Raw genomic sequence first — 24030 nt, 5'->3', positions numbered from 1 at the left:
TATTCTTAGAGAACGACTATGGGGCGGAAGTCCCCCGATATTAACTTCCGCCACCCACGGAAGTTATGGGTATGTTATATGCTAAACAATAATTTAGAGCAACAAGCAATGGCTCTTTTTAAATCGTGGTTTATAGACTTTGAACCATTTGACAGGCAAGTACCTAAAACTTGGATAAATGGTGTACTTGGCGATTTTGTTGAAATAAAACGTGGTGGTTCACCTCGACCTATCCAAAACTTTTTGTCAGATAGTGGATTTCATTGGCTGAAAATATCTGATGCAACTGGTATTACTTCTCCATTCATCAATGAAATTAAAGAATACATCATTGAGGCTGGTTTGAAAAAGACTGTTTACCTTAAATCAGGCAGTTTGGTTTTATCAAATAGCGCCACACCCGGTTTACCTAAGATACTTGATATAGATACTTGCATACACGACGGCTGGCTCTATTTTCCGTCATCAAAGTTTTCAAATGAATATCTGTATCTTTATTTCAAACACATTCGAGACAATCTAATTGCACTTGGTAATGGTAGTGTTTTCACAAATTTGAAAACGGATATTCTAAAGAACTATCCAACATATTTGCCTACCGAGGATGTCTTGAAAAAATTTGACGGATTAGTACAGCCTATTTTCTCTATGATTCTTTCAAAAACAAGAGAAATAAAGAGATTAGCTGAAATCAGAGACACGCTATTACCTAAACTTATGTCCGGCGAATTGGATGTCTCCGACACCGAACTCTAAGCCGCTAAATTATTGTTTATTTCATTATTAAGTTCAATTTTCTTGTCCAATGCCTTCAAAACACTTGCGATTTTCTCTTGCACCTGCAAATCAATCAGAGGAACTTCGTATTGCATTATTGAGGTTTTGTCTCCTCGTGGCATTTTTGTTCCCTTTGATGTTGCCATAGAATATGTAAAGAAATCATCATCCGCAAGTACATAATACAAGAAATCTTTATCTGTATTAGGTTTTGGAACAAAGACTAATACATCGTTTGAGCAACCGCCATCATATTGGGCTTGCCAAATTTTTTTGAAATAAGGGCGAATATTAGAAACAAGGACATCACCGTTTTTATATTCCTGTGTTAAAGAAACAGTCGGTAAAGAGCTTGCCTCCGTAATTCCACACTTATTTGGCAACATATTTTCGGTCGATATATAGTTTTTCGCATTTAGGCTTTCTACTTCTACTTTTCCTTTGCGAAAACTGCAAATATCAGAAAGCTTACATTTCATACCCAATCGCCCCCAGTTTCTTACGGATTTCGTTCTCCAGTTTGTGAGACTTTGCAAACATCTCCGATAATTCAGAAGTAAGACGGGTCATCTTTTCTTCAAACGGTTCTCCATCATCCTCAACTTCTTCGATACCTACATATCTGCCCGGAGTCAAAATGAAGTCCTGCTTTTCGATTTCCTGCAAATCAGCAACAGCGCAGAAGCCTTTCACATCTTCAATCGTTCCTTCTTGGAAAGAGGTAAATGTATCTGCCAACTTCTGAATATCGTCATCGGTAAAATCTCTGTGCTTACGGTCAACCATATAACCCATTTTGCGAGCGTCGATAAACAAGGTTTTGCCTTTTTGCTTTTTATTCTTTGTGATGAACCAAAGGGTAACAGGAATAGTAACGCTGTAAAAGAGCTGCGTAGGCAGAGCAACAATTCCTTCTACAAGGTCGGCTTGAATTATGTTCTTTCTGATGTCGCCCTCGCCGCTTGACTGAGAGGACAAAGCACCGTTTGCAAGAACAAGACCGATTTTTCCGTTAGGTGCAAGATGATGTATCATATGCTGAATCCACGCATAGTTGGCATTGCCGGCAGGCGGTGTGCCGTACTTCCAACGCACATCGTCTTTGAGCTTTTCCTGTCCCCAGTTAGAGAGGTTGAAAGGCGGATTTGCCATAATAAAATCTGCTTTCAAAGTCTTGTGCAAATCATTGAAAAATGTATCTGCCTGATACGGGCCGAAATCGGCGTCAATACCACGAATAGCCATATTCATTTTTGCCATTTTCCAAGTGTCGGCATTGGACTCTTGACCGTAAACGGCGATTTCGCCACGCTTACCGCTGTGAGCCTGAATGAACTTTGCACTCTGTACGAACATACCGCCCGAACCGCAGCAAGGGTCATATACACGGCAGTTTTTGAATGGCTTTAAGATAGCAACAATGGTTTTAACAATACTTGCAGGCGTGTAGAACTCACCACCCTTAACACCTTCGTAAGCGGCAAACTGCTGAATACAATACTCATAAGTTCTGCCGAGCAGGTCTTTGCTTTCCTCGGTGTCGCCCATATCCATATTAGTGAACAGGTCAACAACATCGCCCAAAACACGCTTGTCCAAATCAGGACTTGCGTAATTCTTAGGCAATACGTTTTTAAGGGTAGTATTTTCTTTTTCAATGGCTCTCATAGCATCATCGATAACCGTACCGATTTCAGGAGTATGAGCAGATGAAGCAATTTTGCTCCAACGAGCGTCCTCCGGTACGAAGAAAATATTGTCCTCAACATAGGCGTCTCTGTCATCTTCAAAGCCGTCGCCTTCTGCAACAAGCTCTTGATAACGCTTTTCAAACGCACTTGATATGTAACGCAGGAAAATAAGACCTACGATAACCTTTCTGTATTCTGCTGCGGGAATATGTCCCCAAAGGACACACGCTGCGTCCCAAATCTGTTTTTCAAATCCGATATTTGCATTATTACTCGATGCCATTAACATATCCTCCTATAAAATCAAGCGAACCATAATACATAACTTTTTATTACTCGTCTAAAATAACTTCGCATATATCTCCGATGTCACAGTGAAACACCTGACATATCCTCATCAGTACTTCAAGAGATACTGGCTCATTCTTATTTATCTTCGTTGCAGCGTATGATGTGATTTCGGCTGCACGCATTAAATCCTGTCTTTTCATTTGATTGTCAATCATAAGTTTTTGAAGTTTGTTATAGCATATCTTCATCAGTAACACCTCTTCATCTTATAATTCTTCTTCGTTACAGTTACTCATTTAACATTATATATTAAATTTTCAGGCATTTCAAGATTTCGGACAGAAATGTAACCTTTGAGGCATTAAGGTATCACTTTTTACAAACACCTAATGCAACTCTTTTAAAGAATAATAAAAAAGAGATGCCGAAGCACCTCAATTATACATTTTATTATTAACGTTCAATGCAATCATTGCTATGACCTTTTCTATCGGCGGCTCTTTTCCGTCCGGTGCAACTGCTTTCCAAAAAGCTATTGCTTCCGGTTCAGCACTTTTCATTGCTTCCCGAATGGCAAACTGCATTTCCTCTTTTACTGCTTTTTCAGTTGTTCCATTTTCTTTCGCTATTTGTCTGAAAATGTCGTTCACTTCTACTTCCTCCTATGTCTATTAGTATGTGTCTATCACTGACAGTTGTTGTTATAGCATATTCTCTCTATCGAAGTCCCGAAAAATTTGTCGATAGCTGAAATTTTTTATACTGAAAAAAAGAAAGCTCGTCGATTAGGACGAACTTCTGTGTTTTATGGAAGTATTTGCTTTGACTGCTTCACAAGTGTATCTATGACTTCATAAATTCTGTTTCTATCTTCAGGAGCAAGTTTTTCAAGCTTCTCATTCAGCATAGAGTTCTTGACTGTGTATCCCGTTTCCAAGACATCTGTAAGAACCATATCCGATGATACATCTAAAGCATTTAGTATCTTTATGAAAGTTTCGAGTGACGGAATTTTCTCTCCACGCTCAACCATACCAATATAATTTGTTGTCAAGTCTGTTTTCTCAGCCAAATCTTCTTGGCGTAATTTCTTCGCAAGTCGGAACTTTCTTATATTCTTGCCGATTGTATCGAGCTTCATCACATCACCTCCCTTAGTGTGTTTCCATAACTAATAGTATAGGTTAAGTAGATTCCAAATCACACGCACCAAAAGGAAGTCAAACCAACTATCAGTAATGATTTCCAACTATTTTTATGTTATACTATAAAAGTAGTAATTCACGATTGTTAATGGCGAAAGACAAAGTACAACCCAAGAGCCACGTTAAGCAATCTCCATAGAATAAACTTAGGGGTAAAAAGGAATGGACGAACAAAAGATAATATTCAGTAATCGGTTTGAAAAAGAGAAATTTGAGGATTACAAAACAGATTTGGAAACTGACAGCTCAATCACTCCCGACTTTTCAGAAGCTAATGATTTTTTGAAATTTATACAGAAGAACCGCAGAAGTGTTCCAAGTAAAGAGCGAATTGCTGACAAAGATAAATTCATCAAGACCGTTTACGAGCTATCCAATAGCTTTGAAATTGACGCTGACCTGATAGAATTTGCCGAGGGATATATCGCCAACATCTATGTAGATTATGCCTGCTACACTGGATATATCAAGAAGTTATTGGCAATTCTTTTTATCCTTGCCGATGATATTTCCTTTTTAGACGGCAGTAAAGAAAATGCCGATATGCTTTTCAGCTTCACTTATCACACACCATATTTTCCTGAATAACAGAGAAACAACCGATTTCTCATAATGTACCCGATGGCTACTCAACTGAGCAGCCATCTTTTCGATTTTCCAGACACCGTCTGGAATTTTTAATACGCCGGAATACCGTATCCATAGATATTGCTGCTTCCGACTGCGTACTGTCTTTGCTTGCAGGCGTCGCCTGAGTTACCCTCTACGGTATAAACTGTGCCATTCTCACACTTCTCTACGATACCAACGTGGTCTGTTGTACCGTCGCCTTCCCAATCAAAGAAGATAATATCTCCTGCCTTTGGTTCATAAGTGCGATTTTGCCATTTTCCATTTGACTTAAACCAATTTGCACCGTCCACACAACCTGCAAATTTCGGAACAAGTCCGCTTTCAATATACCCGCATTGGTCAGCACACCAAGATACAAAGCAGGCACACCATTCCACTCGACTGTTAAAGCCGTACCAACTCCAGTAAGGTTGTCCGCCCTGATTGCCTACCTGCGTCAAGGCAACTTCAACAATCGCCTGATTACCTCCGGCAGTAAAGGCTCGCCCATACGGATAGTACCTCAGAACGTGAGCCGGATATTGGGTATCTCCATAACTGTCCCAACCAAGCCTTTGTGCCTGCTGAGTGGAAAACTCTACTGCATTGGCATAAGAATAACCGCCATACTTTGTTTTTGCCCAAGAAATATACCCATTACCGAAGTTGTAGCCTTGTAGGGCAAGTTTGATATGCTCCATATCTATCGGACTTTCCACCTCTGCCGAGGTAAGAGCCGCTTTCAATTCCTGAACTCCACACTGGATAGAATATTCAGGGTCTTTAATCCCATTAGGTTCGTGCGGATACTTCGTATTGAAACTTCCCTCTGCTGCCTGCATAGGGTCAAGTCCTCTGCCGCCGCTTTCCTGCATCATAACCGCCTTGATAAGTTCTACATACTCAGGAATGCCGTACTCTTTGGCATACTTCTGTATGATGGGTTCGTAGGCTTCTACCTCTGCACTTACCGGAGTATAGGAATTACTGTCACTCCCTCCTCCGAACATTGCTACGGCAGCACCGAACAACACGACAATCATAATAATCAACACCGCTATCCAACCGCCTGCTGCGATTGCTGCTACAAGTGCTTTTGTCCCTGCAATAATCGCTTTGACTGTCGCAACAGTAGCTTTCGCTGTGGCTTTGACGGTATCTGCTGTAGCTTTCGCCGCTTTCTTCGCCGCCTGTGCCGCTTTCTGTGAAGCCTTAACCGTCGCCTGAGCGGTTTTCTGTGCGGCTTTTGCCGTCTGCTGACTGGTCTTAATGCTTGCCTTTGCGGTATTCTCGGCAGTCTTAACAGACCTCTGCGTTGTTTTTGCCGCTTCCTTACCTGCAAGTTTAATATTCTTCTTTCCTGCGGAAGTCGCAGATTGTTTAACCATTTTCTCCGGCTTTTCAAGTGTCCTGATTGCCGATGTTGTTTGAGTCTGTGCTGAAGAACTACCAACCGTTGTAGGTCTGCCTTGCGTTTTCTGAGCGTTCATTGCCTTTTCTGCTCTCTGCTGTTTGAAACGCTGTATGCCCTCTTTGGCAGATTGAATATTCTGCTTTGTTTCCTGAACGCCTTTTCGTCCAGCTTTATCAAAAGCATACGCACCTTTATGTGCGATTTCATCAATTCCGGCTTCCGTCTTATCGGCAGCATATTCTTCCGCAGTATTCTCATTTGTATTTACCGAATGTTCTGCTTTGTCCTTTGTGGCGATATATGCCTGTTTCATTTTCTGACCAGCAATGGCAGCTTTATCCAAGGTCTTTATCGTGCCTTTGACTGTTTCTCTTGTTTTAATATCAGCCACATCAAACCTCCTTCCTAAGCCGGTTGAATCACTCTCTTGAATTTTGTCGAACTGTCGGCAATATACTCGTTAATCAATCGGCTTTCTGCTTTTGTTTCAGGATAAGCGATAATAGAGATTGTCTTTGCGTTCCAATCGAGGGTGTAACTGTCGCTTGCAACATTTGTGATGTGGTGCTGTGCAAGGAAATCTCGTAAACGCTTCATTTCTTCAAGGTCATCGGACATAATCACATTCACATAGGTTCTGTCCTTTGACATTTTCTCATTGATAAAGCAGGCGAGAGAACAACCCACACCACCTGCAACGGCAACAACAAGCATTGCAATCTCGTTATTCGCAGAAACAACTCTTTTCGTTATCCAAAAATAAATGAAGTCGGATATGATAACCGCAATGCCTGCAAGTATCCACCGACTTCTCTGTACCAATATTGTTTTTGTTGTACTAAGGGCGTTGTCCGCAACCTTAGCTACGAACAACACCGCTAAATTTATCAAACTAATCATACAAGGCTTATCCCTCCTTACTCAGCCACTTTCTTTGCCATGACAACCATTCTTCCGTTGTTACGGGAATATTCACAGGTAGAAAGCGTAATCAATTTATCGCCGTATTCTGCGGTTATTCCCGTATCATACAAAGCAAGTTCCTTGCACTTGGCGATATACGCATTGAAATCATCTTCTGTATCTGCATTGACAAAATCATAATATCTGAAGCTGTTCGGACTGTCTGTATATACTACCGTCTTGTAAACTGCCACTACCTCGTATTTACCTTTCTCGGTCAGCGTATCAAACTGAATGGTTTTATGCTTTTCCCAAAAAGATTTATCGGCATACTTCATCAATCCGGCGAACATCGAATTGTCGTTCATATGATGACCGTAGACAACAAGGTTATCTGACGGAGCATCCACATCGCAGTTCTCCTGTACATACGGGCAACCGTACACTGTATAACCTTTATCAAATCCGTGTCTTAAATAGAAATTCGGATTATCCTTTGACTGCATAACCGGATAATTGATTTTGGTATCCTCAACCTTTATCCATCCTACCATATCATTGTTCTGCATATACAATTCCTGATAGTCAGGCAGAAAGTCCTTATCTTCGGAATAGGACATTGTATCTTGCGTATCATCTATTTCTTCAACGGTTTCAATCAGATTGTCGTAGAGTTCCGCCTGATTTTTGGAGTCGCAGTAGTCTTTAGCCAAGAATCCAATGCTCACAGCAAGCATAATACTCAAAAGCGAAATAACCGCAATTCTCAATTTCTTATTCATCGTTTTGTACCTTTACCTTTCCATATCTTTTCGTTTGGGCGGAGTCAAATCTCTGCAATATTCCGGATACCTGAGTTTGATACCCTCCATAAAGTAGGGAGCATATCCGCAACAGAACAATTCATCCGGTGTGAAAAGATTTTCTTTTCCCTCCTCCGTAAAACCGTTCCAAAGATTAAAGGCAAGGTGGCAGACCTTGACTGTTCCACTGGTCTGCCAGCCACCATACATCCCCTCCGGCACAATGCAATCGTTCTTAAAATCAAACATTTTTCCGATATTCATTCTGGTTTCTTCTGAAATTCCCATCACATAGAAAAATGCCTGATGATAGCAGTCATTGTGTCTGCACTTTTCGAGATTTTCAAAGACGAAATCTATGTGTGCTTTATTTCTGAATTGAATTTTTACCATATGTGAACATACAATAATGTTGCATACTCCTTTTGCTAAAAAATACATTAAAGTTTCATACAAAACGCATACAAACGCAGGCATCACCCATTTATAGAGCAATGCACACGCTCGACGTTACTCCTAACTTTTTGCGATAGCGCACAAAACACAACCCACAAATCTTGTAAACTCGATTTTATGCAACTTTATTGTCATTTTTGCATTTGAGTATATGACTTTGTTGTATTTTCATCGGGATTGCAGATTGTATATGACTTTATTGTGTTTTATGAAACTATACACGGAAATTATGGGACTTTATTGTCCCTGCACACCATTGTGAACATACAATTGTTAATCATACTCCTCTCCTTTAAATGACAATTATTAGACATAATTCTGGCGATGATAGATAACTACCTAAAGCACATCCGTGTTTTGAAAGCGGAAAAGCCACCCGATAACGAGTGGCCTTCGCATCTTTATTTTGCTACAAAGCTAATTTGCCGTTATTATAGTTAACAATTGTACTTTTGGACGGATTATTATCTATAATAATTGTACTTTAACGGCAGGTGTAGCCACTATGCACAATAATTGTGTTTTATGGCTTATTACACGGTTTTTATGCGTAACAATTGCTCCTACACAACCATAGAAAACACCTCCTTATATGCCTTCACCGGGCTTCGTCGTCATCAAGCGATACAATTTTGTATTCTTCGGAAACTTGTTTGCAAACGGTACAAGAGAACTACCCACCTTGATAAGTCCGTGTCCTGCATCAACATTCGTGATATACGAAAGCTGAAGGTCAGATATATTCAGAAGTTTTGCAAGTTCCAGTCTGTCGGTAGAAGCCTGATTGAGCATAATGATAAACTCGCTGTTTGCAAGCATTGTTCTTGCAGTATGGCTCTGCAAAAGGTCGTCCACATTCTGAGTGATACCGGTTGCGTATGCACCGTACTTTCTTACACGCTTCCAGAGTGTAAAGAGGAAGTTTGCAGAATACTCGTGCTGGAACAAAAGGTAAATCTCATCAATGAAGATAAAGGTATGCTTACCCTTTGCTCGGTTCTGTGTGATTCGGTTCAAAATGCTATCGAGGACGACAAGCATACCAATTGGCATAAGCTGCTTACCAAGGTCGAGAATGTCATAACAGATAAGTCGATTGTGAGTATCTACATTTGTCTGCTTTGCAAATGTGTTCAGCGAACCGTGAGTAAACAACTCAATAGCAAGAGCGATTTCCTTTGCTTCCGGCTCATCCTGTTTGAGAAGTTCATCTCTGAAATCCTGCAAGGTCGGAACCTGACCGGTATAATCGTTTTGCTGATAGGTGCGGTAAACGCTTGCAGTACAACGGTCAATGATGGACTTCTGCTTTGCTCCGAGATTTGTACCGCCGATAAGCTGTTCGCAAAGGGACATAATAAACTCGGATTTCAAGATAACAGGATTTGCTCCGTCGCCATAGTCCTTGTTCATATCCATTGCATTGATATGGTTTTTCGATGTTGCGGAGATATTGATAATCTCTCCACCAAGTGCATTTACAAGGTGGGAATACTCCCTCTCAGGGTCGATGATGATTACATCAGCATCGGAAGAAAGGATAATATTTTCAATCTCTCCCTTAGCCGCAAAGGACTTACCGCCACCGGATACACCGAGGATAAAGGAATTACCGTTAAGAAGCTGTTTTCTGTCGGCAATTATCATATTTTTGCTGATAACATTCTGACCGTAATAAATACCGTTTTCGTGGTAAATATCCTGAACTCTGAACGGAATAAACACTGCAAGGCTTTCGGTTGTAAGGGTTCTGAAGGTGTCAATTTTCCTTGTACCGTATGGCATAACGGTATTAAGCCCATCCATCTGCTGAAATTTAAGAACCGCAAACTGACAAAGATGTTTTCTCGCTGTTGTGAGCAACGCTTCCGTATCGTTATCGAGCTGTTCTTTGGTATCTGCGGTATGCACCATCGTAAGCACTGCGAACATCATTCTCTGGTCACGGGTGGTAAGGTCATCAAGGAACTCTTTCATTTCCTTTTTCTGCTGTTCCATATCATAAGGAACGGTTGCCGAAAAGTTGTTGTTCATATTCTGCTTTCTCTGCCAGTTTGTGATGTTGGTTTCTACACCGAGCAATCTGTTCTCGGCTTCTCTGACTGCTTCATCTGTAGGAACAGGTACAATATCAATGGACATCATCAGATTTCGGTTCATATCCGTAAGTTCTGCCACCATACTGTCCTTGATATAGGACGCATATTCACGTAAAAAGATAACTCTGCCATAACGATTGCCGATTTTGAAATAATTACTTTCAAATTCTAAAGAGTCCGGGCAGATATAGTCCTTAAAATCGTGTCCTTTCTTTCGGGTTTCCTTAATATCAAAATGATACGAAGTTTCCTCTCCCACACGGAAGAAGTCGTGGATAATACGAAGTCGCTCGTCCGTTTCAAGTTCCACACACTTACTTCCAAGTCGTGAAAAGTGTGAAATCAAGTCCGCACCTACACGGGCAAAATAGGTTCTTGCGTCATCCACATTCTTTTTGTTAATGGAGATGGTAACATACTTATCCTGCACCGTAGAATTTGCTCCCGTTGCCTTATCAAGAAGCATTTTGTTGTATTCCTCCCGATATTCGTCCAGTTCGTCTCCGGTTTCAGGGATAAGGATTGTTTTCTCAAAGTCCAAACGGTTCAGTCGTCTGTTGTTGATAGTGAGTTTTGTGGTTGCTCCACTGTCAAGAGAGTTAAGTAGTTCCGAATACTCAAGGAACATCGCTTCTTTATCTTCTCGGCTGGCAACCGCATAGTTAATATCCGTGAACTTAAAGGATTTAGAATACTTGTCTTTGCCCACTCTGAAAATACCGTCATCATAGATGGCAGTAACCGGAATACAGTCCTGCACACCCTTCGGCACAACAAATTTTTCCTTATCCTGCTTAAAGATATTGTTTAATGTCTTAATCATTATTCTTGTAAGCCTCCTTTATCTTTTTTTCAATGCTCTGTTTCATCAACCCCAAATAGGTGTTTGTGGAGTGAAATACCAATTTCTTAGGCATAAGAAATTCGGACTTAATCCACGCCCATATAAATTTCTCAGCTGTCATTCCGTTGTATTTCACAAATCCGAGAGTCGCAAAAGGCACAGCTCCCAAAATACACACCCACGATACCGTTTCTGTTCCAAGATGTGGTTTGAGTAAGAAGTACAATCCTACTGCCACACCACACGCAAGTACAGAAAAAATGAACTGTCTGAGCGACAGTCCGAAAAACATTGATTCTGTGTAATTTCGTATTTCTCTGTTAATCTTCACTTCCACAGTTCTTCACTCTCCTTAACAAGCAAGTATTTGTTTCAAATCGGTCAGGTTCAGCGTCAACTCTGACATCTCCGGTTGCAATATACGCAATATTCTTTTTCAGAATATAGCAAGAACCTAAGAGCAAATCAGTAATGAGAAAAATATCCTCATCATCTGCTCTTTGAAAAAGGCTGACGATTGTTTTCTTCCCTTTAAGTTCATAATCTTCAGTCGCCTGAACAACCTCGCCGGTAACGAGGTGTAAGTTATATATCTGTACTGTTTTCATTTGTTTTTCCTTTCTCTGCGAATCGGTCGAATTTTAGAAGGCACAACGCAAATATCCGTAAGACAAATACACTCGCCCCTTCTTTTACCGCCGTTATACACGCAGTCTTTACATCTACGGTCAGCAGAGAAATATTTCTGCCGACCTGTCCTGCTTGTGTTTTTCATTTTCTTGAACCTCCGTTATAAGCCCATCATTTCTCTGATAATACGGTCACTCATCTTTACTGCACCGACAAGAACAAGCATATTAAATACAAGTTCTCCGATATATGACCATACCTGTGTGACTGCCGCAGCATCCGGGTTTACTACCGGCGGACTTGACGCAAACAATGAGAAGATTATGCAGGCAAGCACGATAACTGCACCTTCAAGCAGTACCGCACAGTAACTTTTAATAAAACTCTTGCCCACATTCTGCGTTGGTTCTCCGGCAAAGGTAGATAGCGGTATCGGTGCTAATGCCGTATACATATACAGTTTGAAAAATCTGCCGTAAACCGTCATTATCAGAATGAATGTCAACACCGTAATAAAAAGACCGCCTATCAGAGTCACTGCCCATAGCGGAATGCTTTCAAAGAATCCGCAGTCCTCAATGGTTGTTACCATTTCGGATGGGAGCGTCGTTTGATTCGGTGTTCCAAATCCCGATGATGTCATAATAGTTGAAATGATACCTTGAACGATATTGAATAAAGCAAGCATAAGCTCCATACCGTAGGTTATGACACCTTTGGCAATGGCAAAGCGAACAAACAATTTCAGTGCGTGTTCCGGCTTTTTCACATCGGTAAAGCTTCCGCAGGTACGTACAACTCCCACCACAAAGAACAGCACTAATAGTGCAAGCCCGATTGCCTGAACTGCTCCGTTAATAGTTACCATCACATTCCATATGCTTCCGCCTTTGAAATCCTGCGGTGTTGTGGTTAAAAGCCGCCATATCTCGCTTAATTTATCGTTCCAAGTTTCAAGAGCGTTTTCGAGGTTTTGAACTACCCAGTTATCGCTCATTCATTCGCACCTCCTTGTAAAAATGGGGCATACCCGTTTTGGCGAGTATGCCCCGTGATAACTGTTGCTTCTTAGCCTGTGATAAGAGTAAGGATTTCTTTTGCGAAAGTAATGATGATACCTCCGGCAAGAGTAAGAAAACCGTTTGCTCTCTGGGACGGGTCGTGGGACTTCAAAGAAAGTCCGACCTGCACGATACCGAAGCCGAGCAGGATAAGTCCGATTGCACGGATAAGTCCGAAAATGAAATCGGACAGATTGTTTACTACCGTGATAGGGTCGTTTGCCGCAAATGCGGTTACACCTGTGCCGAGTACAACGGTCATCGCCAATACTGCCACGCAGTATGCACGATAGCCTTTCTTAACCTTTCCGGTCATCGGCAGTTTAGAGGTTGCTTTGTTTTCTATGTTTTTCTTAAAAAATCTCATTGTAATTTCCTCCTGTGATTAAAAATTGTTATCTACTTCAAAATCCTCATCGGACAGAAGTTCGTAAGTGGTTTCTCCGTAATTGCTTTCCTCAACATCATCCGGGTCAATGGCAAGAACGGAAATAGATGAGTGCGGTATCGTCACTTCTCCGTGCTTGTACGGTTTCTCTTTTCCGTCTGTTGTCAATGCCACATTCGGGTGTTTCAAGATGTCGTACTTAAAATCCATAATCGGTCGCTCCCCTCGGATAAATAAAATCGCATATTGGTTATCCAGCATACGCACTTCATCCGGAGTGAGAAGTTCACGACCGCTTATCTGATAATTGGTGGAGTAGTTACCGCTTCGACCGGAACTCTTACCATAAGTGTTCGTGTCGATAGTTTCTTTGCCGAGCAGTTCCGACACATATTTATGTGTGCTTTGCTCGTTGCCGCCAAGATACAGAAATTCATCGCAGTTGCCCACGATACTTTCCCATTGCTTTTCAAACAAGGCTTTAAGCTGTGCCAAGTTCTGTAAGATGATACTGACCGACACACCTCTGGAACGCATTACCGAAAGTATTTTGTCAAAGTCATCCGGCAATGAAACATTGGCAAATTCGTCCATCAGAAAATGGACGGGAACGGGAAGCGAACCTCCGTGGATATGGTCGGCGGCATAGAATAACTGCTGAAACAGTTGGGTATATAAAATCGACACCAGAAAATTAAAACTGGAGTCGTTATCGGGTATCAGTGCAAACAAGGCGACTTTCTTTTCTCCCATAGAGGGCAGGTCTAACTCGTCTGCCGAAGTTAAAGAAGCAAGGCTTTCAAGATTGAATTTCTCAAGTCTTGCGGCAAGCGTTATCTGAATGGATTTCAACGTCTTTGCCGAACCGGAATGATAGGAACGGTAATACTTTAGAGCAATATGGTCGGGATTGTTCATCTCAAGCTCTGCAAATAATTCATCGAGAGGAGATGGTCTTGTATCCTCCTCGTCCTCAATCGAACCGGCTCTGAGCATTTCCATAACCATTGCAAAGTTCTGTTCTTCCTCCGGTGCTTCATAGCGTAAATAAAACACCAACGCCAAAAGGAGCATAGAAGCTGAAGTGTCCCAAAACGGGTCTTGGGACTGACTACCCTTTGGTGTGGTGCTTTTGAATAAGTTAGTTACAAGTTTCTGCACATCGTTGTCGTTCTGAAGATACACAAACGGATTGTAACAGTGGCTCTTTTCCATAGAGATAAGGTCAAGAACTCTGACCTCATATCCTTTTTTCTCAAGAAGTTTTCCCGTATCCCTCAAGATTTCGCCTTTCGGGTCAAGGATTACAAAAGAGGTATTGCACTGCATAAGGTTGGGCTTACAGTAAAATCTTGTTTTACCTGCACCGGAACCGCCGCATACCAGTGTATTCAGATTTCGTCTGTGCTTTTTCGCATTCAATCCGATACGGACATTCTGCGTCATCAGCTTGTTATCGGAATACGGAGACTGTCTGTACTTCTTATCCACGGCTCTTGCATTGCCCCATTTTGCAGAACCGTGTTCCTCCCGCCTGCGGTAGTTTCTCTGTGTGGAGAAATATATCCCGATACCCATTCCATAGCACAAAAGCAAAATGAGGACGGTTTTCACGCTGTCCTCACAAACTTCTATATGAAACGGATTGTTAAATACATTCATCAGGCTCGGCAATATCTCCGGCAATCCGCCTTTAACTGACGGAGCTATGAGAAGTGCCAGCCACACAACCGGAAAAATACCGATGACAGAAAGAATAATCGCAGACTGTCTTTCGTTATCTCGCATCGCCGGAGCGTTCCTTTTCGATAACCTTGAATTTTTTCTTTGGGGCAGTCCCGACCTTGATAATCAGGTCGTCCACAGCATCGGTTGATTTCCCCTCGTTCATTAAATCTGTTTTCTCATCATTAAGAGAACGGATAACGATACCGTGTTCATAATCATCCAACGCTATATGGTAAAGTTCTTCTTTCGCCATATCTGTACCTCTTATCTTTCATAATCTTTTGTGCGTGCCTGCTTTTTCTTGTACAGTTCGTCTGATACACGGGAATGAATATCTGTCATCGCATTTCTCGTCTTGGAAAGTTCAAAACGAATGTCCTTTGGCTCTTTGTTAGCGAGCTTATCCGGAATACGGTTAATGGCAAAATTCTGTGTATCAATACCGTACTTTTTGCAAAGCATATATCCGATACATACCGCCTGAAATCCCATATCGGAACGACTGTAACTGTCGCTGTTAATGGAAAGCTGTGCGTGTCCCAGTTCCTGTGCCACACACTGAGCAACCGCTACGCTGTCTCCCACATCACGCTTTACATACAAGGTTTGCTCCTCATTGTTATAGAACGCTGCCATATTTGGATAAGGGAGGTCGTTTGTCGCTTCCACATTCACAGGCGAGGAATCAAGCATTGTGGTAATCAGTGCTTTCGGGTCACGATTAGCTGTCGGTGCGGGCGGTCGTTTCCCATTGGTCTGTGCCACATCAAACACTTTCTTCACATTGTAGGAAATGCCTGTTGTACCGTCACGCTTTGCATATTCCACCGGTTCAAGTATAGAAATGCTCTTAGCACCCTTTGTGATTTTAATGTTGTCTTTGCTCCAGTCATCAAAATCTTTAAGCTGTACCGCCTGCGGATACTGCTTGTAAATCAAAAGTGCGTTGACTGCTGAATATCTGTCAAGTCGGCTCTGTGTATCAAGGAACGCTTTGAATTTCTCCGGCGAAGATACAATCTCTTTCGCCGCTTCATCCGCAAGCTGATACACACCGTCTTTCTCGGCTCGTTTCTTTTCGGCATATTCCTCTTTGGAAAGTCTCGGTCGCTGAGTGCCTGCTTTTGCAGGAGTAAAATTTTCTGTCATTGTAATTACCTCTCTTTCGGTTTCTTGGATTTTGTTTTCGGCTGCTGGTGTACCGTCTGCTTCTGTGCAGAAGGATGCTTTGCCTTATCTGTTTCCGGCTCTTTGCGTTCTGCTTCTTTTTGCTGTTTTGCCTGAGCCTTATAGCGGTCAAGTTTTTCTTTGACCGATGGCTTCTTCTGTCTGTCAACAGCGATACCCTTATCAGTTTGCATATCTTCCGGCTCTGAGTTTTGCCTTGACGGAGGGTTTTTGTCCGTTTTGGCGGTTGTGGGGTTTGACTGTGCGTTTTCCTCTTTCTGAAGTGGTTTTCGTACAGCTTCCTCCGTGATGATTTCATTCTTGGATTTTGTCGGCTTATCTTTTTCCACGGCTTCTCGTTTTTCAACCGCTTTCTGCGATTCTGTTACGATTGCCGCCTTATCCACCTTACCGAGTTCAAATCTCTCAACGATTCTCCGAATTTTAGAAGCGTCCTCCGCACGTGCGATAATATCAATCGGGACATTATCTCCCCTTGTGTTCTTATCTCGGAGAACACAATAGAGAACACCGTAGCGTTTTGCCTGTTCGGTAAACTTCTTTAAATCCTTATTCGGAATGGAAAATACCTTCAACTCCTTGCCCGATTTAATCATATTGGTAAGACGGGCTTTACCTCTGGTCTTGTTCGCCTGCGTTGCTTCCTGTTTTAATACGGAAGCAAGAAGAATTGCGATATTCTTTGCGGCTGAACCGGTAAGTCTTGCAGCAACTTCAAAGCCTTCAAGGGATAACCTGACGACCTGTTCGGCTGCGTCACCTGAATTTGTCATTTCGCTTTTGCTCCTTTCGCTGTTGTTTTTCTTCTTCGGCTCTGATTGTTTCAAGGTTCTGCTCCATAACCTTTGACCTCTCGGCAATGTCGTCACAGAGACGAACCTCTTTGTTCAGCTCCCGAATTTTGTCGCTTACCGTCGAAATCTGTTCTTTGACCTTAGACAGCTCATCGTCACTCATCTTTGTTCTTGCTTTTTTTCGCAGGTGCGTTCTGTCGTCATTCAAAGTTTTAATTTGACCTTTCAGCGACTCTTTATATGAGAAAAGCTGCTCGTCCGTAAAAATATTTTCTCGTCCGAGCAGCCTTGTCTCTGCTGTGATTTTATCCAGCTTCAATAAATCTTCTTTGAGAAGATAATGAAGCCTTGCTGTATTCTGTTTTTTGTATTTTGGCAGATAACCGAGCCTGTAACAATAATGCAGATACAAACCATACAGTCCGCCCACTTTTTTGATTTTATTTTCTCTTGTAGGCAATCGGTACTGCCTGATAACCACCGTCTGCTTTGCAAACGGAACTATGCGTACTCTCTGATTTTCCATAAGCCTACGCCTAATTGCTTCCTCGGTATAATCTTCTCCGAGATTTTTAAGTCGTATGGGTTTCGTGTACCCTTTCGGTACAATCGTCCAATACTTTCGGCTCTCGCTTAGACAATGTTCATATCCCATCTGCGTCAGAGCGTAGTCAAGACTTCTGATATTTGTGCTGTGGGCAATCGCTTCATCTATGGCTTCTCGCACCATAGAATATCTGGTCGGCATTCCCGCCTGTTCCTGCTTATAGTAGTAAGAGGATTGCTTACTGCGATTCGGGTTTGGATTGTAATATAATCCATATTTCTCACAAATACGGTCGGCAACTTTTCTGAACTTAAACCACGAAGTATCTTGACATCGCTTGCCGTCTTTGAATGAAACAGAGTTGATTACATAGTGACAATGCAAGTGCTTAGTGTTCAGATGCGTTGTAACAACAACTTGAAATCTTTTCCCCCACACTTCGTTTGCAAACTCCATCCCGATTTTCTGTGCAAGCTCCGGTGTGATATTCTGTTCCTTGAAACTCAAATATCCGTGATAGGCTTGTATTCCATCCTCTTTACCGTATGCCTGCTTTACAGATACAAACTGGTCACGAGCAGTGGTCGGATTGCAGTTAATGCCCTCGACGTAATATTCCCTTTCGGTTTTTTCTTCGTCCTTTGCATAGGAGAGAACATCTGCAAGTGCCTGATACTGTTCATCGGTATAAATATCTGCCGCCGTCTTTTCAGGATTGGCGGCATAATCAATAACCTGACCAAGCCTTGAATTGACTGCCCACAACTTGCTTACTGCCATTTCATTTCACTCTTATTGGGTCTTAAATAAGTACGCTCAATATCTGCCTGAAACTTATGCCAACGCTCCGCTTCCTTTTTAAGCTGCGGTGCGTCAACAAAGCCAAGAGCGTTTGCTTTAACTGCAAGTTGATTGATGTTGTTGCCGATAGAAGAAAGCTCACGCATTACATCATAAAATCTTTCGTCCGGCTTTTCTCTCGGCTCATATCCTCGAAGAAGCAAACGGATAAGTCCGGCTTCACTCAGGCAAGCCTTTTTTGCTTTCTTCTGTAAATCCTGTGCTTCATCTCGACTGAACCTAACAATCTTCTGAATGTTTCTTTTCCTCATTTTCTGTGCCATCCTTTCTTGTGATGATATAGTGTCTGTCCTTATTTATCTGGAACAGACACATAAAAGTAACTCCGATAAAGCCGCCGGCAATTACACCGACGGCAACCAATGCTATCTCACACATAGCGTTCTCCTTTCTCTTGGGGTATTAGGGGCAACCCCTAACGAGGTATTTGGTAGTGTGCTATCCAAATACACTGCTCGCTAAGAATAAACATCTCCTCCGGGTTGCCCCGTTCTCAGTCTACTATCTCTCATAATCCTTTGATTTCGGCTTAAAAGGTTCAGCCACGATATTGCCGCCCACTTCCTTAGAAAAGCGTTCGGGATACTTGAACTGTTCCTTGTATTTCTTCATCATATCGTCCGGCAAGCTCTGAAAACTCTCACTCTCAGGCGGTGCATAACAGATAAAGAATTTGCCGCAGATAATATCTACCATCTCTTTCTTATCATTGTCCTGCACATAAACTGCACGGTTAAGCGGAAGTCCTCTCATCTTTCCTTCCTCATTACAGATGATTGCAACGTCATCGTCATAGGGCATATATTCCTCAATATCCCCGCCGACAACCTCCTGCATTGCTTCCAGACTGTCGTCAATTACAATTTCCTTTGGGTATTTTTCCGGTTCTACCAAGAGAACTTTAATCTTAGAATCATTCATCGTTCTTCATTCCTTTCGTGTGTTTTTTTATTGTAAATTCCCATCCGCATACAAAGAAAATCGTTGAAGTCCTTACCTGCTTTTGGTGGCTCATCAACGACTTCATACTTATCCGGCAGAATAGTTTTTAAGGTCTGTGCTGCCTTTCTGCCCGCTATATCATTGTCAAAATGGATACGGATTTTCCTGACAGATGGGTTACTGCCAAGATACTTTTCCAGTGCAATCGGCACTTTACTGTCCTCAATTTTCTTTGCCGGAGAATACACCCCGGACAGCGAAACAAAGCTCATTTCTTTCCAATCCTGCCCGTTCAGCTTCGCAAGCGTGGCATAGGATAACAGGTCTATGGCACACTCAAAGAGGTGTACTTCCTCCAAGTTTTCCTTACCAAGCCGAAAAGAATAATCTTTTTTACTGCCACTGCAATCGCCCATAATCCTACGCTTATTCGTGGAACGGTAGGCTGCATATTTCGGCTCTTTCTTCTCGTCATAGCCTACAAACACAACATTATGATACGGCAGGCTCTCAAAGATAAGGTCATTAGAGATACAGTAATTGATGATTTCAAAATCTATTCCTCTCCCGAAAAAATACTCTGTAATCACTCTGTTGGAAGAACATTTTTCAGGGAGAAGAAGCGGTTTATTTTCCTCTTTTGGCTGTGGCTTTTCATAGACCGGAGCCTGAATCGATGTGTGTCCGATAATGGTTTCCACCGCTTCAAGGAAGCTGTAACCTTTGACCTTAATCAGATAATCCAAAGCACTCCTGCCACCGATACCTCTCGACCACCATATCCATTTCCCGTTTGAAATCTTCAAACTATCGTGGGTTCTTGTGCAATAGGTGTTACCTGAAAACTTAACCAGCTCATACGGTTCATAATTTATCAGGTAGGTTAATAAGTCCATCTGCTTCGCCTGAATGATTAACTCAGGTGCGATAAATGGCATATCGACCACCGCCTTCCTGTTTATCTCTCATACGATTTCTCCTTTCTGCCGCCGACTGCTTCGCCCTCATCAGGCTCTCCGCCGACAATCTCATTTTCCTTTTTATCCATATTGAGCAGGATATTCAGCTCATCAAGTCGGGCAGTTTTTGCCCTCAATTCTTCCTCCTTTGCAAACGGCTTTTCGATTTCCTGCTTCGCTGTTTCAAACTGCTTCTCCGTATTTTCAAGGCTGTTTTTCGTATCAGCAAGTGCTTCCTCAAAGCGTTCTATGCCGTTATCTATTCTCACGATATTACCGTGAGCATCATCGCCAAGCGGTACATCTCTGCTCGTTTCGCCTTTCAATTTCACAACATAATTACGCTGCACCGTATCAAAATACAGTTCCATTTGAAAGCCACGGTACTCGCCAAGTGGTATCGCATCAGGACTGTTCATTGACTTGCAGGTATTGATGATTGCCTGACCTGCTTCGGCTTTTTCGGAATAAGAAACACCCGATACCGTCATTCCAAGCGGCTGCTCGTCTATCGGTTTCGGGTGTAATTTTGCTGTTTCAACATCTTTTGTAAGTCCCTCTACACGGGATTTTAAGTAAGCAATCTGTTGTGGGTAGAACTTGATGACCTTATCCTCTAGTCCATATTTCTCCGATAAAAAATTGGATTTTAACATCTTTAGCTTCTGCACCTGAATGTCTAAGTCCATCTTTTCTTTGATATACGGATTGCCTGTTGCAAGCATTTTTATCTCCGCATAGGACAGTGCTGTTTCATCAATATCCTCTGCCGACCTGACCGGAGATTTGCTCGTCATAATCTGACTTGCGAACTTCTGCTTACCTTCCACAAGCTGATAGAGGTATGCATCAAATGTCTGCTCTGTTACATAACGGTAAATATCTACCTGCGGATTTTCATTGCCCTGACGGACAATTCTACCGGAACGCTGCTCCAAATCTGAAGGTCGCCACGGACAATCCACGTCGTGAAGTGCGATAAGTTTGTCTTGCACATTCGTTCCTGCTCCCATCTTCTGAGTAGAGCCGAGAAGCACTCTGACTTCTCCCTTGCGGGTCTTTTGGAACAGTTCTTTTTTCTTCATATCCGTGTCGGCTTCGTGTATGAACTTCACTTCACTTTCAGGAATACCTCTCTCAATCAGCTTCTTTCTGATGTCGTTATAGACGGAAAATGTGCCATCATTCTTCGGCGTGGAAAATAGTGATAGGTAAGAGTTTGATATTATCTCCCCCTTTTCCCCCACTCTAAACCGTGCATGAACCTTTCAGCTCACACGGCTTGCCATCAAGAACTGATGAATTAGCAGTTTAACAACTCTCAACAAAAGCAAGGCTTCTAAGCTTTAGCAGTTTTTCCGACCGTTTTGCGTCAAGATTTAACTTCTCCACTTCCACATTAAAAGTATCTGTATCTTTGATATACAGCAATTTCTGTATTTCTCCACTAACAAGCAGAAGATTACTGTATTTATCAGTACCTCCATGCTCTTTTGGAATCTTTCTGATACATCCTACATTGTCCGTATCTATCTGTTTTCCAGTGACTGCACACTTTCCTTTTTGTGCTGAGTATAATGACAGCCTATTATCATTAAATTCAATTGATTCTCCCTCAATAGGATTTCTCATTAAATCATGCAGGACTGCCATATCAACGCCCTCCAGCTTTTTATGCACTAATTCCCTACCTTTTATTGTGTATGAGTTCGCCCCATACGCTTTTTGCATCGGATGGGAATGCCGCACATACCCTATCGGGGCGAGAGCGAGGTCATTCACATATCTCATTTGGTCACTTTTTCCATATTTATCACGGATAACATTTGTGATGTGAATCGGGATTTTGTTTTTCCTGACTTCTTTGGCGGTTTTAATCCGCTGTCTTAACCTTGCTTTTAAGCTCTTTTGGACTGAAAAGGCGATTGGTCTGAAATCTGCACTTACTTGGGTAGCCATGCTGTAATAACCATGGACACCCAACACAAACGAATTATATTTGCTTACTTCGGCATAAATACAATTAGCCTTGTTTGGCGGATATTCGATTGCATAAATCAGTTTTTTCAATTCCTCTCTTATCTTTTCTATTGATTTTTCTCTGACATGACTTTGTACTACATATCGTGGTTCTCCCATGTTGTCTTTATTCATACGTTTACCACGGGGAATCACTTTCATCTTAAATCCAAGGAACTCTGAATATTTCTCTTTAAGATTAACAATCTTCGACTTTTCTGGACTAATATCAAGCCCGAGGCGGTCTTTGAGCCACCCTTTCGTTGCATAGAACAATTTTACAGCATTCTGATAATTACTCGTAAAAATTTTAAAGTCATCAGCGTATCTGACACAGGTTATTTCTTTCAAACCGCTTCTCCGCAATGAGACAAACTTATTTCCTCTGCATGGACTACCGTTAGAATTTCGGCGGTCATTGAATGGATACTTTGTGGGAAATTCCTCCCATTGGCTTGCAAGCCACCAGTCAAGCTCGTTTAGCACCACATTAGATAACAATGGTGAAATAATTCCACCCTGTGGTGTTCCTTTTTCTGGAAACCCAATACCTGCTACCTCTGCTTTTAACATTGTTGATATAATTGAGATTAATTTCCTATCTCTGATACCAAGTGTCCAAAGCTGCTTTAACAACTTGCTATGATTCACATTGTCAAAGAATCCTTTAATGTCAATGTCCACAACATAATGCAAATGACTCATCTGCATGTTTTTATATGACTGTGCAATCGCATTTCCCGTGCTTCTATTTGGTCTGAAACCATAACTGTGTTCGTGAAACTTCGCTTCACAGATAGGCTCTAATACCTGTAGCACACACTGTTGCACCAGTCTATCCATTATTGTAGGAATTCCTAGTGGACGAACTTTTCCGTTACCTTTTGGTATCTCCACTCTGCGGACACTTTGCGGTCTGTACCATCTGAATTTTTCCTGTACCTTGCTTATCAACTGTTCATCAGCCAACTTTTCTATATCATTGATTGTCTTTTTATCTGTTCCCGGTGTATGACTTCCATGATTTTTCTTTAAATTTCTATATGCCATACGGATATTTTCAGGCATGGTAATCACTTCAATAAGATTGCGAAATTCTTTTCCATCCCCACTATCCTTGTACAATCTATCTTGAATATCTTGAAAGTCATAGTATTCTGCATGTCTTAGCTTTGTTTTCTTCAAAGCCCTTTTCTCTGTTGTCATAGTCGGCTCACTCCTTTCGGGTTCGCCTTTCTTAGTCCTACTCGAACCTATGATGTCTGTTAATAATGCTCCTTTCGTTTTATTCATCACATTCTTGACTACAGCCCGTCCCTCCACCGCTTACTTTTTTCACGGCTTCTAAATCCTGTTATCGCTAACGGACACGGTACCATGGCTGCTCTTTCATCCCAGATTAAGAAAAGTTATACCACACCCCCTCAATGGCGACATGGCTTTCCGTTTTCATGCTTCATAACGTGCAATCGCTCCACATCTGAGACTTTCTACGTTCCGATATTCTTATCTCTGCATAGTTCTTTTAGTGCTACCCTTTTTGCCAGTGTGCTTGCCGATGCCTGTAACACCGCAAGGTCTTTCATTGCGACCGCCTTACTCAACCTCACACACACCACTTTCGTGGCAACGGCATTTCTACCGCTCTTTCTTCTTGACATTTTCATTCGGGTTTTTGTCAGTGGTAGTCAACCACATTCTTGCCATGAGAACTTTATAGACCCCCGACCTATAGACCGCACCATCCACCTCTGGACAGCTTTCCACAACAGCATAAGCTTGTTTGGGCGATTTTCAGCCGACTTCAACGTGCTGTGT

27 protein-coding genes and 1 pseudogene are annotated in these 24030 nt (G+C 42.0%); 2 read left to right on the top strand and 26 right to left on the bottom strand.

The window, feature by feature from the left end:
• Positions 1-78 precede the first annotated feature (78 nt).
• Positions 79-756 (top strand): restriction endonuclease subunit S, encoded by a 678-nt coding sequence (locus tag EDD59_RS08795; RefSeq protein WP_165920897.1) that lies wholly within the window; start codon positions 79-81, stop codon positions 754-756.
• On the opposite strand, the gene EDD59_RS08790 is transcribed toward EDD59_RS08795, so the two are convergent.
• From EDD59_RS08790 to EDD59_RS08770, 5 genes are all read right to left on the bottom strand, one after another.
• On the bottom strand, positions 753-1256 hold the full coding sequence (locus EDD59_RS08790; protein ID WP_132381036.1) for a restriction endonuclease subunit S: 504 nt from the start codon (positions 1254-1256) through the stop codon (positions 753-755). The two genes, EDD59_RS08795 and EDD59_RS08790, sit on opposite strands and share 4 nt — an antisense overlap.
• Positions 1246-2751: a type I restriction-modification system subunit M gene (locus tag EDD59_RS08785; protein ID WP_132381076.1), complete on the bottom strand. Its 1506-nt coding sequence runs from the start codon at positions 2749-2751 to the stop codon at positions 1246-1248. The genes EDD59_RS08790 and EDD59_RS08785 overlap by 11 nt, the downstream gene beginning before the upstream one ends.
• 49 nt (positions 2752-2800) lie before the next feature.
• Complete coding sequence (locus tag EDD59_RS08780) at positions 2801-3007, bottom strand: helix-turn-helix domain-containing protein (protein ID WP_118374201.1); 207 nt, start codon at positions 3005-3007, stop codon at positions 2801-2803.
• 186 nt (positions 3008-3193) lie between these two features.
• Positions 3194-3409 (bottom strand): hypothetical protein, encoded by a 216-nt coding sequence (locus tag EDD59_RS08775; RefSeq protein WP_132381034.1) that lies wholly within the window; start codon positions 3407-3409, stop codon positions 3194-3196.
• A gap of 155 nt (positions 3410-3564) precedes the next feature.
• Positions 3565-3900: a helix-turn-helix domain-containing protein gene (locus EDD59_RS08770; protein ID WP_132381032.1), complete on the bottom strand. Its 336-nt coding sequence runs from the start codon at positions 3898-3900 to the stop codon at positions 3565-3567.
• Positions 3901-4126: 226 nt separating this feature from the next.
• Between EDD59_RS08770 and EDD59_RS08765 the strand changes: the two genes are divergently transcribed.
• Positions 4127-4552, top strand: coding sequence for a hypothetical protein (locus tag EDD59_RS08765; RefSeq protein WP_230398517.1), 426 nt, complete (start codon positions 4127-4129; stop codon positions 4550-4552).
• A gap of 89 nt (positions 4553-4641) precedes the next feature.
• Here the strand turns inward: EDD59_RS08765 and EDD59_RS08760 are convergent, their stop codons facing one another.
• The 21 genes and pseudogenes from EDD59_RS08760 to EDD59_RS17765 all read right to left on the bottom strand — a co-directional run bounded on the left by EDD59_RS08760 (position 4642) and on the right by EDD59_RS17765 (position 23873).
• A complete protein-coding gene (locus tag EDD59_RS08760) occupies positions 4642-6381 on the bottom strand; it encodes a lysozyme family protein (RefSeq protein WP_132381030.1) in 1740 nt (579 codons plus the stop codon).
• 14 nt (positions 6382-6395) lie between these two features.
• The gene (locus EDD59_RS08755; protein ID WP_132381028.1) at positions 6396-6890 is read right to left on the bottom strand and encodes a hypothetical protein; all 495 of its coding nucleotides are present in this window, start codon (positions 6888-6890) and stop codon (positions 6396-6398) included.
• A gap of 17 nt (positions 6891-6907) precedes the next feature.
• Positions 6908-7675: a class B sortase gene (srtB, locus tag EDD59_RS08750; protein WP_132381026.1), complete on the bottom strand. Its 768-nt coding sequence runs from the start codon at positions 7673-7675 to the stop codon at positions 6908-6910.
• A gap of 12 nt (positions 7676-7687) precedes the next feature.
• Entirely contained in the window at positions 7688-8089 is a 402-nt protein-coding gene (locus EDD59_RS08745) for a DUF6075 family protein (RefSeq protein WP_132381024.1), read from the bottom strand.
• Positions 8090-8740: 651 nt separating this feature from the next.
• Positions 8741-11074 carry a VirB4-like conjugal transfer ATPase, CD1110 family gene (locus EDD59_RS08740; RefSeq protein WP_132381022.1) on the bottom strand — a complete coding sequence of 778 codons (2334 nt, stop codon included), beginning with the start codon at positions 11072-11074 and terminating at the stop codon, positions 8741-8743.
• A complete protein-coding gene (locus EDD59_RS08735) occupies positions 11067-11432 on the bottom strand; it encodes a PrgI family protein (protein WP_132381020.1) in 366 nt (121 codons plus the stop codon). The genes EDD59_RS08740 and EDD59_RS08735 overlap by 8 nt, the downstream gene beginning before the upstream one ends.
• On the bottom strand, positions 11416-11703 hold the full coding sequence (locus tag EDD59_RS08730) for a hypothetical protein (RefSeq protein WP_132381018.1): 288 nt from the start codon (positions 11701-11703) through the stop codon (positions 11416-11418). Before EDD59_RS08730 ends, EDD59_RS08735 begins: the two co-directional genes overlap by 17 nt.
• 182 nt (positions 11704-11885) lie before the next feature.
• Positions 11886-12722: a VirB6/TrbL-like conjugal transfer protein, CD1112 family gene (locus EDD59_RS08725; protein ID WP_132381016.1), complete on the bottom strand. Its 837-nt coding sequence runs from the start codon at positions 12720-12722 to the stop codon at positions 11886-11888.
• Positions 12723-12793: 71 nt separating this feature from the next.
• Positions 12794-13153: a glutamyl-tRNA amidotransferase gene (locus EDD59_RS08720; RefSeq protein ID WP_132381014.1), complete on the bottom strand. Its 360-nt coding sequence runs from the start codon at positions 13151-13153 to the stop codon at positions 12794-12796.
• Between the two features lie 18 nt (positions 13154-13171).
• Positions 13172-14962, bottom strand: a complete 1791-nt coding sequence (locus tag EDD59_RS08715; protein WP_132381012.1) for a VirD4-like conjugal transfer protein, CD1115 family — start codon at positions 14960-14962, stop codon at positions 13172-13174.
• Positions 14952-15155, bottom strand: coding sequence for a hypothetical protein (locus EDD59_RS08710; protein WP_002587806.1), 204 nt, complete (start codon positions 15153-15155; stop codon positions 14952-14954). Before EDD59_RS08710 ends, EDD59_RS08715 begins: the two co-directional genes overlap by 11 nt.
• A gap of 11 nt (positions 15156-15166) precedes the next feature.
• Positions 15167-16051 carry an LtrC-like protein gene (locus EDD59_RS08705; protein WP_132381010.1) on the bottom strand — a complete coding sequence of 295 codons (885 nt, stop codon included), beginning with the start codon at positions 16049-16051 and terminating at the stop codon, positions 15167-15169.
• Positions 16052-16056: 5 nt separating this feature from the next.
• On the bottom strand, positions 16057-16863 hold the full coding sequence (locus EDD59_RS08700) for a PcfB family protein (RefSeq protein WP_132381008.1): 807 nt from the start codon (positions 16861-16863) through the stop codon (positions 16057-16059).
• A complete protein-coding gene (locus tag EDD59_RS08695) occupies positions 16847-18211 on the bottom strand; it encodes a relaxase/mobilization nuclease domain-containing protein (RefSeq protein WP_132381006.1) in 1365 nt (454 codons plus the stop codon). The genes EDD59_RS08700 and EDD59_RS08695 overlap by 17 nt, the downstream gene beginning before the upstream one ends.
• A complete protein-coding gene (locus EDD59_RS08690; RefSeq protein WP_132381004.1) occupies positions 18202-18543 on the bottom strand; it encodes a plasmid mobilization protein in 342 nt (113 codons plus the stop codon). Before EDD59_RS08690 ends, EDD59_RS08695 begins: the two co-directional genes overlap by 10 nt.
• The gene (locus EDD59_RS08685; protein WP_132381002.1) at positions 18512-18670 is read right to left on the bottom strand and encodes a DUF3789 domain-containing protein; all 159 of its coding nucleotides are present in this window, start codon (positions 18668-18670) and stop codon (positions 18512-18514) included. The genes EDD59_RS08690 and EDD59_RS08685 overlap by 32 nt, the downstream gene beginning before the upstream one ends.
• Before the next feature lie 123 nt (positions 18671-18793).
• Positions 18794-19213: a DUF3846 domain-containing protein gene (locus EDD59_RS08680; RefSeq protein WP_002594669.1), complete on the bottom strand. Its 420-nt coding sequence runs from the start codon at positions 19211-19213 to the stop codon at positions 18794-18796.
• Positions 19210-20172, bottom strand: a complete 963-nt coding sequence (locus EDD59_RS08675) for a DUF3991 and toprim domain-containing protein (RefSeq protein ID WP_132381000.1) — start codon at positions 20170-20172, stop codon at positions 19210-19212. The genes EDD59_RS08680 and EDD59_RS08675 overlap by 4 nt, the downstream gene beginning before the upstream one ends.
• A 20-nt stretch (positions 20173-20192) precedes the next feature.
• A pseudogene (locus EDD59_RS08670) lies at positions 20193-21392 on the bottom strand (helicase-related protein); the annotation flags it as partial.
• A gap of 112 nt (positions 21393-21504) precedes the next feature.
• Positions 21505-23418: a group II intron reverse transcriptase/maturase gene (ltrA, locus tag EDD59_RS08665; RefSeq protein WP_132381074.1), complete on the bottom strand. Its 1914-nt coding sequence runs from the start codon at positions 23416-23418 to the stop codon at positions 21505-21507.
• 284 nt (positions 23419-23702) lie between these two features.
• Positions 23703-23873 carry a hypothetical protein gene (locus EDD59_RS17765; RefSeq protein WP_165920896.1) on the bottom strand — a complete coding sequence of 57 codons (171 nt, stop codon included), beginning with the start codon at positions 23871-23873 and terminating at the stop codon, positions 23703-23705.
• Between the last annotated feature and the right edge of the window lie 157 nt (positions 23874-24030).

Origin of the sequence: Muricomes intestini, from assembly GCF_004346165.1 — a bacterium.
GTDB lineage: Bacteria > Bacillota > Clostridia > Lachnospirales > Lachnospiraceae > Muricomes > Muricomes intestini.
Note: the sequence above shows the minus strand (reverse complement) of the source record. Positions and strands in the feature narration are given on the sequence as shown.